Genomic DNA, 14,711 nt, shown 5'->3' on the forward strand with positions numbered 1-14,711 from the left:
GCGAGAGTTTTACTATCCTTGATTGAAATGCTAGTTGTATTGCTCATCATTAGCGTCCTACTCTTACTGTTTGTGCCAAACCTAACTAAGCAAAAGGATGCAGTGAATGATAAGGGGAAAGCAGCAGTCGTCAAGGTGGTAGAAAGCCAAGCTGAACTCTATACTCTAGATAAAAATGAGGATGCTAGTCTAAGTAAACTAGAGGCAGATGGACGCATCACTGCTGAGCAAGCAAAAGCCTATAAGGAATACCATGCAAAACAAAAGACAAGTCAAACAGTTGCGGATTAGGGCTTTTACCATGCTAGAAAGTCTATTGGTCTTAGGGATAGTCAGCTTGTTAGCTCTGGGTTTGTCAAGTTCAGTTCAATCCACTTTTGCGTGTGTGGAAGAACAGATTTTCTTTATGGAGTTTGAGGAACTTTATCGAGAAACCCAGAAGCGAAGTCTGGCTAGTCAGCAGAAGATCAACTTGATTTTGGAAGAGAGAAGTATTGGAAATGGCTATCAGAAATTAGCCATTCCAAAAGGAATTCAATTGCAGTCTAATCAATCAATTTCCTTTGACAAGGCTGGAGGAAATTCGTCTCTTGCAAGTGTGAGATTTCAAACAAGGAAAGAAGTAGTTCGCTACCAACTATATCTAGGAAATGGAAAGATTAAACGTATTCAAGAAGCAAAAAATTAAGGCGGTTATTTTACTGGAGGCAGTGATTTCACTAGCTATTTTTGCCAGTATTGCAACCCTCTTGCTGGGGCAGATTCAAGAAAGTAGACGACAGGAAGCAAGACTCTTAGAACAGGAAGAAGTTTTGCGAGTGGCTCGTATGGCTTTGCAGACTGGACAAAAGCAGTTGACGGTCAATGGGCTTACAGTTCATGTTGTATCGAATGAGCGAGGTTTGGAGGTGTATCATGGAACTGAAAAATTACTGGCGATTCAAGATAAGTAGAGTCAGAGCTTTTACACTTTTAGAATCCCTGGTTGCTCTTATTGTGATTAGTGGGAGTTTGCTCCTCTTTCAAGCTATGAGCCAACTATTGGTTTCAGAAGTTCGCTACCAGCAGAAAAGTGAGCAAAAAGAATGGCTCTTATTTGTGGATCAGCTGGAAGCAGAGCTGAATCGAGCCCAATTTGAAAAAGTAGAGAATGATAGACTTTACCTCAAACAGGATGGGAACCCCATTTCCATGGGGAAATCAAAGTCAAATGATTTTCGAAAAACAGATGCCAGTGGACGTGGCTACCAGCCGATGGTTTACGGTCTGAAATCAGCTCATATTTACCAAAACGGGCAAAATGTCCATTTTAATTTTCAGTTTGAAAAGGGACTAGAGAGGGAGTTCATCTATCGTGTGGAAAAAGAAAAAAGTTAGAGCTGGAGTTCTCCTTTACGCGATTACTATTGCTGGAATTTTTAGTCTCTTGTTACAGTTTTATCTGAATCGACAAGTGGCTCATCATCAGGATTATGCACTGAATAAAGAAAAACTTCTTGCATTTGCAATGGCTAAGAGGACCTATGAAAAAGCTAGTTCTGAGAGTGGTCAGCAGTCATTTGATGCAGGAAAGGCAACTTATCGTAATGACCAAAAAGGATTTACAGCGATTGTTGACACCGGAAAAAAACAGTTTGATTTTCACTTTTCTCCTTTGAAAAAGACTGACGACAAGACGAAGAAAACAGAAAAAAAGTCAAAAGAAGAAAGCGAGAAGAAAAAAGAAGAACAGGTAAAAAATGAGACCACCGAGACATCTGAAGTTGCATCATCTAAGAATGACAAGACATAGATTATCAGATTTGTAGAATCTAGTTTAAGTGGTGATGTTGGACTCAGTGGGTTAGGACGAGGTTTTTGTCTGAAATCATGCTATAATAGATACATATGGAGGACGGAATATGTCAAGTGTAAAATTGTATCTAGTACGTCATGGGAAAACAATGTTTAATACAATCGGTCGTGCTCAAGGTTGGAGTGATACTCCCCTAACAGCTGAGGGAGAACGAGGTATTCATGAATTGGGGATTGGTTTGCGGGAATCAGGTTTAACCTTTGAACGTGCTTATTCAAGCGATTCTGGGCGGACCATTCAGACAATGGGAATTATCCTTGAAGAACTTGGTTTGACTGGGCAAATTCCTTATCGCATGGATAAGCGAATTCGTGAATGGTGCTTTGGTAGTTTTGATGGTGCTTATGATGGAGACCTTTTTATGGGTATCATCCCTCGAATCTTTAATGTAGATCATGTGCATCGTTTGTCCTATGCAGAGTTAGCTGAAGGTTTGGTAGAAGTGGACACAGCAGGTTGGGCTGAAGGTTGGGAAAAACTAAGTGGTCGTATCTGGGAAGGTTTTGAAGCCATTGCCAAGGAAATGGAAGCTAATGGGGGAGGGAATGCTCTCGTAGTCAGCCATGGAATGACTATTGGAACCATTGTTTATTTAATCAACGGCATGCATCCGCATGGCCTTGATAATGGAAGTGTGACGATTCTCGAGTACCAAGATGGTCAGTTCTCGGTCAAAATTGTTGGCGACCGTAGCTACCGTGAAATTGGACGAGTTAAGCTAGACGAGCAAGCTAGTTCAGAACAATAAAATTCAGCACTAAATTTAGAAGAATTTTTAAAGGATTGATAGAATGCTAATGTCGTGCTTGCACAAGCTTCTGAGAGCTGAGTGCTTTGACAATAGCATTCTTTTTTGTTAGAATAGCATCAACATGAAAGCATAAGAAGGGACTGACAGAGTTGTCGTTCCCTTTTGTCTATCTTAGAAGGGGGAAATATGCTGTTTCAGAAAATAAAAGCCTATAAATGGCAGGCTCTAGCTTCCTTAATTATGACAGGTCTAATGGTAACGAGTTCACTCTTGCAACCACGTTATTTGCAGAAAGTTTTAGAGGCACTGCTAACAGGTGATAATGAAGCTATTTATCATATTGGTTTTTGGTTAATCCTTGTTGCCTTGATTGGTTTGATTGCAGGTGGCATCAATGTTGTGTTAGCCGCCTACATTGCTCAAGGAGTCTCGTCAGACTTACGGGAAGATGCCTTTCGTAAGATTCAAACTTTTTCATACGCCAATATTGAGGAATTTAACGCAGGGAACCTTGTTGTTCGTATGACCAATGACATCAACCAGATTCAAAACGTAGTCATGATGACCTTCCAAATTCTCTTTCGACTACCACTTTTGTTTATCGGTTCCTTTATTCTAGCAGTTGTCACCCTACCTTCTCTATGGTGGGTGCTAGTTCTCATGGTCGTTCTGATTGTTGTCATAATGGGTTTTATGATGGGAGTGGTGGGACCACGCTTTGCAAAATTCCAGACCTTATTGGAGCGTATCAATGCCATTGCTAAAGAAAATTTGCGTGGTGTGCGCGTGGTTAAGTCTTTTGTCCGAGAAAAAGATCAGTTTGATAAATTTACGCAGGTGTCAGATGAATTATTGGGAGAAAACCTTTATATCGGTTATGCCTTTTCTGTTATGCAACCTGCAATGATGTTGATTTCTTACGGGGCTGTTTTTCTCTCAATCTGGCTTGTAGCAGGTATGGCAGAGTCAGATCCATCAGTCGTTGGTTCCATTGCTTCCTTCGTGAATTATCTGAGTCAGATTATCTTTACTATCGTTATGGTCGGATTTTTGGGGAATTCAGTTACTCGTGCCATGATTTCCCTTCGTCGTATTCGTGAAATCCTGGATACAGAACCGGCTATGACTTTCAAGGATGTGGAAGATGAAGAATTGGAAGGAAGTCTCAGTTTTGAAAATGTAACCTTCACCTATCCAAATGATGAAGAACCTATCCTAAAAGATGTATCTTTCGATATTGCAGCTGGTGAGATGGTTGGGGTTGTCGGAGCAACTGGTGCAGGTAAATCAACCTTGGCTCAGTTGATTCCACGACTGTTTGATCCTCAGCAAGGTTCGATCAAAATTGGTGGAAAGGACATTCGTACAGTTAGTGAAGGGACGCTTCGTAAGACAGTTTCTATCGTCCTACAAAAAGCCATTCTCTTTAGTGGAACCATCGCAGATAATCTCAGACAAGGTAAGGGAGATGCGACAGTTTCAGAAATGGAACGCGCAGCTCGCATTGCCCAGGCGAGTGAATTTATTAGTCGTATGGACTTGGCCTTTGAAAGTCCGGTTGAAGAACGTGGGACTAACTTTTCTGGTGGACAAAAACAAAGAATGTCTATTGCGCGTGGGATTGTCAGCAATCCTCGTATCTTGATTTTTGATGATTCAACCTCTGCCCTTGATGCCAAGTCAGAGCGCTTGGTTCAAGAAGCTCTCAACAAGGATTTGAAGGGGACGACTACGATTATCATTGCCCAGAAGATTAGCTCTGTTGTTCATGCTGATAAAATTTTAGTGCTTGACCAAGGTCGCTTGATTGGTCAAGGCAAACACGCTGACTTGGTTGCAACAAATCCAGTTTATCGTGAAATTTACGAGACGCAAAAAGGAAAGGAGGAGTAGGATGAAGACATTTGAATTTTTTTGGAACTATTTTAAAGTTTATAAGATATCCTTTGTCGTTGTTATTGCTATGATTATCATTGCAACGATAGCCCAAGCCCTCTTTCCAGTGTTTGCAGGTCAAACAGTAACGGAACTTGCTAATTTAGTAGTGGCCTATCAAGATGGAAATCCTGAAGTCGTTTGGCAAAGCCTTTTTGGACTCCTGGTCAATCTTGCCTATATTTTGATTGTGCTCGTGGTGTCGAGTCTTATCTATATGGTTTTGATGAGCCGTATTATTGCCGAATCGACAAATGAGATGCGCAAGGGACTTTTTGGCAAGCTTTCTCGCTTGACTATTTCCTTCTTTGACCGCCATCAAGATGGTGATATCCTGTCACGTTTTACCAGTGACTTGGATAACATCCTCCAGGCTTTCAACGAAAGTCTGGTGTCTGTTATGACCAATATTGCCCTTTATATTGGTTTGTTGATTGTCATGTTCGCAAAAAATGTGACCTTGGCTTTGATTACGATTGCTAGCACTCCGATAGCTGTCATCATGTTGATTGTCATTTTGAAATTGGCAAGAAAATATACCAACCTCCAACAAAAGGAAGTTGGGAAGCTCAATGCTTATATGGATGAGAGTATCTCTGGACAAAAAGCAGTTATCGTTCAAGGTATTCAAGATGATGTGATCGCAGGTTTTGTTGAGCAAAACGAGCGTGTCCGTAAGGCAACCTTTAAGGGTAGAATGTTTTCAGGGATTCTCTTTCCTGTCATGAACGGGATGAGCTTGGTCAACACAGCAGTAGTTATTTTTGTAGGATCAGCTGTTTTACTGAATGATAAGAACATCGAGACAGCAACTGCTCTGGGTTTGATTGTCATGTTTACCCAGTTTTCTCAGCAGTATTACCAACCCATTATCCAATTAGCAGCGAGCTGGGGAAGTTTGCAACTAGCCTTTACAGGTGCAGAACGAATCCAAGAAATGTTTGATGCAGAAGAAGAAATTCGTCCTCAAGATGCTCCAATCTTTACCGAATTAACAGAAGGTGTGGAGATTCGTAACGTAGACTTCTCCTACCTGCCAGGCAAACCTATTTTGAAAGATGTTAGCATTTCAGCTCCAAAAGGGAAAATGATTGCGGTAGTTGGTCCCACAGGTTCAGGGAAAACAACCATCATGAACCTCATCAATCGTTTTTATGATGTGGATGCAGGTGGTATCAGCTTTGATGGAACAGATATTCGCGAGTTTGATTTAGACAGTTTGCGAAGTAAGGTAGGAATTGTCCTACAGGATTCTGTTTTGTTCAGTGGAACTATTCGTGACAATATTCGATTCGGTGTACCGGATGCTAGTCAGGAGATGGTCGAAGCAGCTGCTAAGGCTACGCATATCCATGAATATATCGAAAGTCTACCAGATAAGTACGATACTCTGATTAATGATGATCAGAGCGTATTCTCAACCGGTCAGAAGCAGTTGATTTCTATTGCTCGTACCTTGATGACAGATCCACAGGTCTTAATTTTGGATGAGGCAACATCAAACGTGGATACTGTAACAGAGAGCAAGATTCAAAATGCCATGGAGGCAATTGTAGCAGGAAGAACTAGTTTTGTGATTGCCCATCGCTTGAAAACTATTCTCAATGCAGATCAGATTATCGTTCTTAAGGATGGTCAAGTTATCGAACAAGGAAATCATCACGAATTACTCAAGCTTGGAGGCTTTTACTCCGAACTGTACCATAATCAATTTGTCTTTGAATAAGCAAAAAAGTTGTCCTAATTTTGGGCAACTTTTTCTGATAAAAAAATTTTATCACGGACTTAAAAAATACATATTAGACAGGAGTGGGTAAGGGTGATAAGATAAGATTATCAATGGAGAACGAAAGGAAGTCAGTAATGGTAAGAACAGTTGTTGGAGTAGCGGCAAACCTATGTCCTGTAGACGCAGAAGGAAAAAACATCCACTCATCTGTATCCTGTAAATTTGCTGAAAGTATTCGTCAGGTTGGCGGACTTCCTTTGGTCATTCCGGTTGGTGATGAGACACTTGTCCATGACTATGTAGAAATGATTGATAAGCTCATCTTGACTGGGGGACAAAATGTTCATCCTCAGTTTTATGGTGAGGAAAAAACAATTGATAGCGACGACTATAACCTAGCTCGCGACGAGTTTGAGCTAGCTCTTCTACAAGAAGCCTTGCGTCAGAACAAACCAATCTTAGCCATTTGCCGTGGCGTTCAGCTTGTCAACGTTGCTTTTGGTGGGACACTCAATCAGGATATTGAAGGTCATTGGCAAGGTCTACCTTTTGGGACTTCACATTCTATTGAGACAGTGGATGGCAGTGTAGTGTCTAAATTATTTGGTAAAGAAAGTCAGGTTAACTCAGTACATCGTCAGAGTATTAAAGACTTGGCACCCAATTTCCGCGTGACGGCTGTGGATCCACGTGATCAAACTGTTGAAGCAATCGAATCTATTGATGAGCACCGTATTATTGGTCTCCAGTGGCATCCAGAATTCTTGGTCAATGAAGAAGATGGCAACTTAGAATTATTTGAGTATTTATTGAATGAATTATAACGACTGGAAACCTAGTCGTTTTTTTGTCTTATTTCGTTCAAATTTTAATATTGTAACATTTTTTACGCAAATGTTTAAATTATGATAAAATTTGGAAAAATTCAGTATAAAAACTTGAAAAAATCTAAGGTAAGGGTTATGATAGAAGAGAAGAAATTTTGGAGGAATATTATGTCACATATTAAATTTGATTATTCAAAAGTATTAGATAAATTTGTTGCACCACATGAACTAGATTATATGCAGCCTCAAGTGACTGCAGCAGATTCTGCTCTGCGAAATGGTACAGGTCCTGGGGCAGAAATGACTGGCTGGTTGAACTTACCTGAAGAATATGACAAAGATGAATTTGCTCGTATTCAAAAGGCTGCTGCTAAAATCCAATCTGATAGTGAGGTATTGATCGTAATCGGTATTGGTGGTTCCTATTTAGGAGCTCGTGCAGCTATTGATTTCTTGAATAATTCATTTGTAAACTTGCAAAGAAAGGAAGAACGCAAGGCACCTCAGATCCTCTATGCTGGAAACTCTATCTCTTCAAGCTATTTGGCTGATTTGGTAGACTATGTATCAGACAAAGATTTCTCAGTAAACGTGATTTCTAAATCAGGTACAACAACTGAACCGGCTATTGCTTTCCGTGTCTTCAAAGAACTCTTGGTTAAGAAGTACGGTCAAGAAGAAGCTAACCAACGTATCTACGCAACTACAGACCGCGCTAAAGGTGCAGTTAAGGTTGAAGCAGATGCTAATGGCTGGGATACTTTTGTAGTGCCTGATAGTGTAGGTGGTCGTTTTACAGTATTGACAGCAGTGGGGCTCTTGCCAATCGCAGCTGCAGGAGCTGATATCAGCAAGTTAATGGAAGGAGCAAATGCTGCTCGCAAGGCTTATGCTTCTGATAAGTTGGCTGAAAATGAAGCATATCAATATGCAGTTGTACGCAATATCTTGTACCGTAAAGGTTATCTGACAGAAGTTCTAGCTAACTATGAACCATCTCTGCAATACTTCTCTGAGTGGTGGAAGCAACTGGCTGGTGAGTCAGAAGGGAAAGACCAAAAAGGGATTTATCCAACTTCAGCTAACTTCTCAACAGACTTGCACTCTCTGGGACAATTTATCCAGGAAGGTACCCGTATCCTCTTTGAAACAGTTATCCGTGTAGATAAACCTCGCAAAAATGTGCTGATTCCTGAATTGGCAGAAGACTTGGACGGTCTTGGCTACTTGCAAGGAAAAGATGTTGACTTTGTCAATAAAAAAGCTACAGATGGAGTGCTGTTAGCACACACTGATGGTGGAGTTCCAAATATGTTTGTGACACTGCCTGAGCAAGATGAGTTCACTTTGGGCTACACTATTTACTTCTTTGAGTTGGCTATTGCTCTTTCTGGCTACCTGAATGGTATCAATCCATTTGACCAGCCTGGAGTTGAAGCTTATAAGAAAAACATGTTTGCTCTTCTTGGGAAACCAGGCTTTGAAGAGCTGGGTGCTGAGTTGAATGCACGCCTTTGATTCTCATATGCTTTGAGTTCATTTAGAATATAAAAAGATCCACAAGTTCATTTCTTGTGGATTTTTAGTACAAGCCTCTTAATTAGTTTATTATTTTTTTTAAAAGTGTAAAAAAGAGTGTCTTAATTCTTTTATGAAAGCGCTGTATAATTGCCTTGTAAATAAAATTTGAGAGGTATCAAAATGAATGATTGGTTAAACATAAAAGGCAAAACAGTTCTTGTGACTGGCGCGTCATCTGGGATCGGTAAGGCAATCGTTGAAGAATTGCTGGAATTAGGAGTCAATGTAGCGAATTTTGATCTTAGCGACAACGATTTGCGTCACCCGAATCTATTATTTGTAAAAGTTGATGTAACTTCTCGCTCTGAAGTAGAAGAGGGTGTTGCCAAAATAGTTGAAAGATTTGGCAATATTGATGCGGTAGTCAATAATGCAGGGATTAATGTTCCCAGATTATTAATTGATGCAGAAAATCCTAAAGGTCCTTACGAGTTAGACGATGAAACGTTTGAAAAAGTAACAATGATTAATCAAAAAGGTTTGTATTTGGTTAGTCAGGCAGTAGGACGTATTTTAGTGAAAAATGGAAAAGGTGTAATTGTGAACATGGCTTCAGAAGCAGGCTTGGAAGGTTCTGAAGGACAAAGTGCCTATGCTGCAACAAAAGCAGCAGTCTATAGTTACACTCGTTCATGGGCGAAAGAGCTGGGTAAGCATGGTGTACGTGTGGTTGGAATTGCTCCAGGAATTATGGAAGCTACGGGACTTCGAACTCTTTCTTATGAGGAAGCTCTTGCTTATACCCGTGGAAAGACGGTAGAAGATATTCGAGCTGGTTATGCTTCAACTTCAACAACTCCTTTGGGACGAAGTGGTAAACTACGGGAAGTAGCTGATCTTGTAGCATTCTATATTTCAGACCGTTCTAGCTATATAACTGGAGTCACTACAAATATTGCTGGAGGGAAAACTCGCGGTTAAAAAAATGAAGGTGAGGAAGAGAGTTGACCTTAGTAAATCGATGGTATAACATTTTAGAAAAAATGGTCTCACAGCCAACTTATTCCTTGGTAGATATGCGCTCAGAGCTGGATATTAGTATGCAAACCTTGCAAAAGAGTATCCAACAATTAAATGATGTTTTGGCTCCGAGTATCCAGATTATCTCACAAGATGATAAGTTAATGTTAGAGGTGTATGACTATACTGAGTTGGAAAGGATTTTATCTGGTAGTTTAAAACGGGAGAGTGACTTCAATTCTTCCAGTAAAAGAATTGCCTATTTACTAAAACGTTTAATTAAGTCAACCTCCCCTCTTCTTATTGACGACTTGGCTGAGGAGGCAGGTGTTAGTAGAAGTACCCTTAATAAGGATTTAAAACAAGTAAAATCTTTGGCAGAGAGTTACTCTATCACTATTTCAGGAAAGCCCAACCGTGGGCTGGAGGTCTTGGGGTCCGAGCTGAATTTGCGCTTGCTCTATATTCACCAAGTGGCCCCTTACTTTGAAGGAAAGACACTCACCGAGGCAACATCTTCTTTTCTGGAGACGCTACTCCAGGAGTATAAAATCCCGAAAGAAACAAAGGAACTCCTTCGAAAGACCATTTCAATTATGGTGGAGCGTATTTATGCATCTAGGGTGTTGAGTTGCCCTATTCCTTACTATAGGAATGATTTAACAGAGACACCTTTGGTTGAAAAATTAATCTATCATATTGAGATGACTTATAAGATTTCCCTCAGTCAGTTTGAAATAGACTTTTTGTGTTTTCCGTTTAATATCCGTTTTATTGACACTTTAAGCAAGCCGTCTTATCAATCTGAACAGCTTGCAAACATTTTTCAAGGGATTGTCAAGAAAGTCAAAGAAACAATGTTGGTTAACTTTGATGATGAAGAATTATTTGAAGAAATCAAGTCTCATCTAGGCCCCTTAATCAATCGACTGATTTTCCATGTGCAAGCTAATGATATATTCCATGGCGAGGTTCAAACTCAATATCCTTTTGCTTTTGAAATGGCGAAAATTGCTGGAGAAGAACTGTCTGCAATTTTTGGTTCTGAATTGGAATTATCTGAAATCGGATATCTGGCTTTGTATTTTGAAATGATTTTAAGAAAGCAAAACTCTGTTGTAAATGGTTCTCGCAAGCAGATAGCAGTAGTTTGCACAACAGGAAGAGGAACTGCTGCGATGATTATTCAGCAACTCAGACGAATCCTTGGAAATGATGTAGACATTACTCAGTATTCTGAAGAGGATTTTAATCTGGATTTGAATCAGGACTATTTCGCGATTTTTACGACAGTTCCTCTAAAATATAAAGATTCTAAATCTCCAGTCATTCAAGTTAATCATCTTTTTGATGATCAATGGCTGCGGGAAGAATGGCAGAGGGCCAATGCTTTTCATCAAAAAAATCTAGAAACAGTCAGCTTACGTTTTCTTCGGTTGAGTCCCCAAAAAACCTATCAGCAATACTTGCTAAATATGGTTGCAGAGTTAGAGAAACTTCAGATGATTGATGAAGGTTTTAGAAATCGGATAATTGATAGGGAGAAAAAACAATCAACCATTTTTGGTGGAGGAATTGCCTTCCCCCATACAATTAACCAGGGTTATGCAAAGACTATTTTAATGTTTGGAAAGCTAGAAGAGCCTTATCAAAAAGGAGATGATTGGATTGAATTTATCTTTCTAGTCGCCATTCCCTCAGAAATTGAAAGCAAAATGGAGAGTGAATTGCTGGAATTGTATGACGACATTTTTCGAATTGCAGGAGAGCCTTCTCTAAAAGAAGCTTTGAGGGCTGTAGAAACAGAGACAGAGTTTCTATCATTTTCTAAGAGCAAAGGAGTATTTTAATGAATTCGCTAATAATTTTCGCTGTATTTGTCATGGCAGCTTATATATTTCAAATGTTCCTCGGCTGGCAGCAACTCAAAGACTTCAATAAGACCTATACGATGCTCCGAAGACTGGGGCGCGTAGCGATTGGCAGGAAGTCCGGAAGAATCAAATCCGGTACGATTGTCATGTTCGCGGTTGATGAAAACGGTCGGGTTCTTAAAGCTAGCAAAATGCAAGGAGTCACAATCTTAGCACGTTTTCAAAATATGGACGATTATGTTGGAGAAGACATCCATTATTTTGACAAGTATAATCCTCTTGTGAGAAAAGAAAATAAGTTGATGCAATCAGCCATAGAAGATGCTAGAAAAGTCTATCTTTGGCATGAGGCAGGTATTGAGAAAGAGACAAGTTCATCTGATTCTTTTCTGGGATTCGGCTTTTATGCGAATTACTTACAATTATCTATTAAACAGTTATTTAAAAAAAATAAGAAAGGGAGTTCCTTATGAATCACATTACAAATTTTGCAGAGAGTTTTATGAAACTCTTCCAATTAGGTGGAGAAACCTTTATTAGCTGGATGACAAATATTGTACCGCTTGTCTTAATGCTATTGATTGCAATGAATACCCTTATCGCTTTCTTGGGAGAAGAGAAGGTCAATTCCCTGGCTAAGATTTCTGCCAAAAATCCTGTTAGCCGGTATATGATTTTACCTTTCATTTCAGCCTTTATGCTGGGGAATCCGATGGCAATCAGTATGGGACGTTTCTTACCAGAATATTATAAACCTAGTTTTGTAGCAGCTCAGATGCAGTTCTGCCATACTTCAAATGGTGTATTTCCGCATATCAATCCTGGGGAATTGTTTGTATGGATGGGAATTGCAACAGGAATTCAAACTTTAGGTTTAAGTCAAATGGACTTAGCCATTCGTTACATGCTTGTTGGGCTTGTCATGAACTTTGTAGGCGGTTGGGTGACCGATTTTACAACTGCTTATGTAGCAAAACAGCAAGGTGTTACCTTGAGTAAAACATTTGATTTATAGAAAGAGTGAAATTATGTCATATAAGAGTATAAAAGTTGTTAAAGGAAATGGCGGTTTCGGAGGACCTTTGGTCATTACACCTAGTGAAGCTAAGCATAAATTCATCTATATCACTGGCGGAGGAGAAAAGCCAGATATTGTGGATAAAATTGCTGATTTGACCGGTATGGAAGCTGTTAATGGGTTTAAAACTTCTATCCCAGATGAGGAAATTGCTTTAGCAATCGTGGATTGTGGCGGTACTCTTCGCTGTGGTATTTATCCTAAAAAGGGGATCCCTACAATAAATATTGTAGCTACAGGGAAAAGTGGGCCTCTAGCTCAATATATAACCGAGGAAATCTATGTGTCAGCAGTTGGCCTTAATCAAATTTCTGCTGCTAATGAAGACGAAAAAGCGACAACTGTGGTAACAGAAAAGCCAACTTACGATACTAGTAAAAAAATTACAGAGCAAAAAGCTGAAACAAGTATTGTAGCAAGAATTGGGATGGGCGCTGGGAAGGTCGTTGCGACTTTCAACCAGGCTGCTCGTGAAGCCATCCAAACAATGCTCAACACGATCATTCCTTTCATGGCCTTTGTTTCCTTGCTGATTGGGGTTATTCAAGGATCTGGTGTTGGAAATTGGCTGGCAAAATTAATGGTTCCCCTAGCGGGGAACATCTGGGGACTCGTTTTAATTGGCTTTATCTGTTCCTTACCATTCCTATCTCCTTTGTTAGGTCCCGGAGCTGTTATTAGTCAGATTATTGGAACTTTAATTGGAGTCGAAATCGGAAAAGGGACTATTCCGCCCCAAATGGCTCTGCCAGCTTTATTTGCTATCAACACTCAAAACGGTTGTGATTTCATTCCTGTAGCACTCGGCCTATCTGAAGCCAAGGCTGAAACAGTTGAGGTTGGTGTCCCTTCGGTACTTTATTCACGCTTTCTCAATGGTGTTCCGCGAGTGCTAGTTGCTTGGATAGCTAGTATTGGTCTTTATCAGTAGACCTTTGATAGATGCCTGAAAACAGAGAACTATTATGTTAAACTTATCTATAAGCCTAAGTTTATGACAAATTAGAGAAAGTATGAATAGAAATCAGATGAAGAAAATTTTTGAAACTAAAGTAATTCAAGTAGGGTCTGAAGCTCAGAATATGATTCAAGATGCCAATATGCTCATTTTATTTGGAGAAGAAGCACCAGAAGATTTATCAGAGTATTGTTTTAAGATTGATAACAAAAATCTGCTAGGTTCAATACTAGAAGGTGGCAAGCTGGTGGTAGATAATCAGGAATATTCGATTAGTTCCGTAGGAAATGTAGTAGAAAAAAATTTAACTGGACTGGGACATATCACGATTTCTTTTGATGGTTCAAAAGAGGGGAGCCTTCCTGGTACACTCCATGTTGTAGCAGAGCAAGCGGTAGTAATTGAGAAAGGTTCTACTATTCAGATTTTTGAAACTGCTTGACCATAATAAAATTTCAAATCAAGCAACTTAGAAAAATAAAAGTCTAAAAAATTGATTCAGAGCCTGGACAAAAAGTCCAGGCTTCTCGGTCTAAATTAGAAAAAATAGATGACGCAGTGGTTGATTGGCAAGTCAATCAAACTAGCCAGTCAGTGTAAGGGAATTTCCAGCAGATGCATCCACAAGGGGTGCTTGAACAGAAGGGAAAGACCAAAAAGGTATCTACCCAACTTCAGCTAACTTCTCAACAGACTTGCACTCTTTGGGTCAATTTATCCAAGAAGGAACTCGTATCATGTTTGAAACAGTTGTCCGCGTTGACAAACCTCGTAAGAACGTGATCATCCCTACTTTGGAAGAAGATCTTGATGGACTTGGTTACCTTCAAGGAAAAGACGTTGACTTTGTAAACAAAAAAGCTACTGATGGTGTTCTTCTTGCCCACACAGATGGTGACGTGCCAAACATGTACGTGACTCTTCCTGAGCAAGATGCCTTCACTCTTGGTTACACGATCTACTTCTTCGAATTGGCAATTGCCCTTTCAGGTTACTTGAATGCCATCAACCCATTTGACCAACCAGGTGTTGAAGCCTACAAACGTAACATGTTTGCCCTTCTTGGTAAACCAGGATTTGAAGAATTGAGCAAAGAACTCAACGCTCGTCTATAATAGAATAAAAAAGAGTGGTTTTGTACTGACCCCAAAAAGTTAGACAAT

16 protein-coding genes and 1 pseudogene are annotated in these 14,711 nt (G+C 39.9%); all 17 read left to right on the forward strand.

Annotated elements, in window-relative coordinates; genetic code table 11:
* The first annotated feature begins 27 nt into the window (after nucleotides 1–27).
* Complete coding sequence (comGC, locus tag HMPREF2728_RS02785; RefSeq protein ID WP_083280539.1) at nucleotides 28–291, forward strand: competence type IV pilus major pilin ComGC; 264 nt, start codon at nucleotides 28–30, stop codon at nucleotides 289–291.
* Nucleotides 254–688 (forward strand): competence type IV pilus minor pilin ComGD, encoded by a 435-nt coding sequence (gene comGD / locus HMPREF2728_RS02790; protein WP_148130249.1) that lies wholly within the window; start codon nucleotides 254–256, stop codon nucleotides 686–688. Before comGC ends, comGD begins: the two co-directional genes overlap by 38 nt.
* Nucleotides 651–953 (forward strand): competence type IV pilus minor pilin ComGE, encoded by a 303-nt coding sequence (comGE, locus tag HMPREF2728_RS02795; RefSeq protein ID WP_049529718.1) that lies wholly within the window; start codon nucleotides 651–653, stop codon nucleotides 951–953. The genes comGD and comGE overlap by 38 nt, the downstream gene beginning before the upstream one ends.
* Nucleotides 916–1,377 carry a competence type IV pilus minor pilin ComGF gene (gene comGF, locus HMPREF2728_RS02800; RefSeq protein WP_049529719.1) on the forward strand — a complete coding sequence of 154 codons (462 nt, stop codon included), beginning with the start codon at nucleotides 916–918 and terminating at the stop codon, nucleotides 1,375–1,377. The genes comGE and comGF overlap by 38 nt, the downstream gene beginning before the upstream one ends.
* Nucleotides 1,355–1,792 (forward strand): competence type IV pilus minor pilin ComGG, encoded by a 438-nt coding sequence (gene comGG / locus HMPREF2728_RS02805; RefSeq protein WP_049529720.1) that lies wholly within the window; start codon nucleotides 1,355–1,357, stop codon nucleotides 1,790–1,792. The genes comGF and comGG overlap by 23 nt, the downstream gene beginning before the upstream one ends.
* A gap of 109 nt (nucleotides 1,793–1,901) precedes the next feature.
* Nucleotides 1,902–2,603, forward strand: a complete 702-nt coding sequence (locus HMPREF2728_RS02810) for a histidine phosphatase family protein (RefSeq protein WP_049529721.1) — start codon at nucleotides 1,902–1,904, stop codon at nucleotides 2,601–2,603.
* A 189-nt stretch (nucleotides 2,604–2,792) separates the two neighbouring features.
* The gene (locus HMPREF2728_RS02815; RefSeq protein ID WP_075226979.1) at nucleotides 2,793–4,499 is read left to right on the forward strand and encodes an ABC transporter ATP-binding protein; all 1,707 of its coding nucleotides are present in this window, start codon (nucleotides 2,793–2,795) and stop codon (nucleotides 4,497–4,499) included.
* Nucleotide 4,500: 1 nt separating this feature from the next.
* Nucleotides 4,501–6,267, forward strand: coding sequence for an ABC transporter ATP-binding protein (locus HMPREF2728_RS02820; protein ID WP_075226980.1), 1,767 nt, complete (start codon nucleotides 4,501–4,503; stop codon nucleotides 6,265–6,267).
* Between the two features lie 137 nt (nucleotides 6,268–6,404).
* The gene (locus tag HMPREF2728_RS02825; protein WP_049529724.1) at nucleotides 6,405–7,094 is read left to right on the forward strand and encodes a gamma-glutamyl-gamma-aminobutyrate hydrolase family protein; all 690 of its coding nucleotides are present in this window, start codon (nucleotides 6,405–6,407) and stop codon (nucleotides 7,092–7,094) included.
* Between the two features lie 171 nt (nucleotides 7,095–7,265).
* Nucleotides 7,266–8,615 (forward strand): glucose-6-phosphate isomerase, encoded by a 1,350-nt coding sequence (locus HMPREF2728_RS02830; RefSeq protein WP_000018239.1) that lies wholly within the window; start codon nucleotides 7,266–7,268, stop codon nucleotides 8,613–8,615.
* A gap of 183 nt (nucleotides 8,616–8,798) precedes the next feature.
* Nucleotides 8,799–9,599: an SDR family oxidoreductase gene (locus tag HMPREF2728_RS02835; RefSeq protein WP_038804195.1), complete on the forward strand. Its 801-nt coding sequence runs from the start codon at nucleotides 8,799–8,801 to the stop codon at nucleotides 9,597–9,599.
* A gap of 62 nt (nucleotides 9,600–9,661) precedes the next feature.
* Entirely contained in the window at nucleotides 9,662–11,488 is a 1,827-nt protein-coding gene (locus tag HMPREF2728_RS02840) for a BglG family transcription antiterminator (protein WP_080981318.1), read from the forward strand.
* Nucleotides 11,488–11,985: a transcriptional regulator GutM gene (locus tag HMPREF2728_RS02845; RefSeq protein ID WP_001086645.1), complete on the forward strand. Its 498-nt coding sequence runs from the start codon at nucleotides 11,488–11,490 to the stop codon at nucleotides 11,983–11,985. Before HMPREF2728_RS02840 ends, HMPREF2728_RS02845 begins: the two co-directional genes overlap by 1 nt.
* The gene (locus HMPREF2728_RS02850; RefSeq protein ID WP_001015684.1) at nucleotides 11,982–12,527 is read left to right on the forward strand and encodes a PTS glucitol/sorbitol transporter subunit IIC; all 546 of its coding nucleotides are present in this window, start codon (nucleotides 11,982–11,984) and stop codon (nucleotides 12,525–12,527) included. Before HMPREF2728_RS02845 ends, HMPREF2728_RS02850 begins: the two co-directional genes overlap by 4 nt.
* A gap of 13 nt (nucleotides 12,528–12,540) precedes the next feature.
* A complete protein-coding gene (locus HMPREF2728_RS02855; protein ID WP_000120696.1) occupies nucleotides 12,541–13,521 on the forward strand; it encodes a PTS glucitol/sorbitol transporter subunit IIB in 981 nt (326 codons plus the stop codon).
* A gap of 97 nt (nucleotides 13,522–13,618) precedes the next feature.
* Nucleotides 13,619–13,990, forward strand: a complete 372-nt coding sequence (locus HMPREF2728_RS02860) for a PTS glucitol/sorbitol transporter subunit IIA (protein WP_049478985.1) — start codon at nucleotides 13,619–13,621, stop codon at nucleotides 13,988–13,990.
* Between the two features lie 196 nt (nucleotides 13,991–14,186).
* A pseudogene (gene pgi / locus HMPREF2728_RS02865) lies at nucleotides 14,187–14,663 on the forward strand (glucose-6-phosphate isomerase); the annotation flags it as partial.
* Nucleotides 14,664–14,711: the final 48 nt, after the last annotated feature.

This window comes from Streptococcus sp. HMSC061D10, from assembly GCF_001808865.1.
Lineage (GTDB): Bacteria > Bacillota > Bacilli > Lactobacillales > Streptococcaceae > Streptococcus.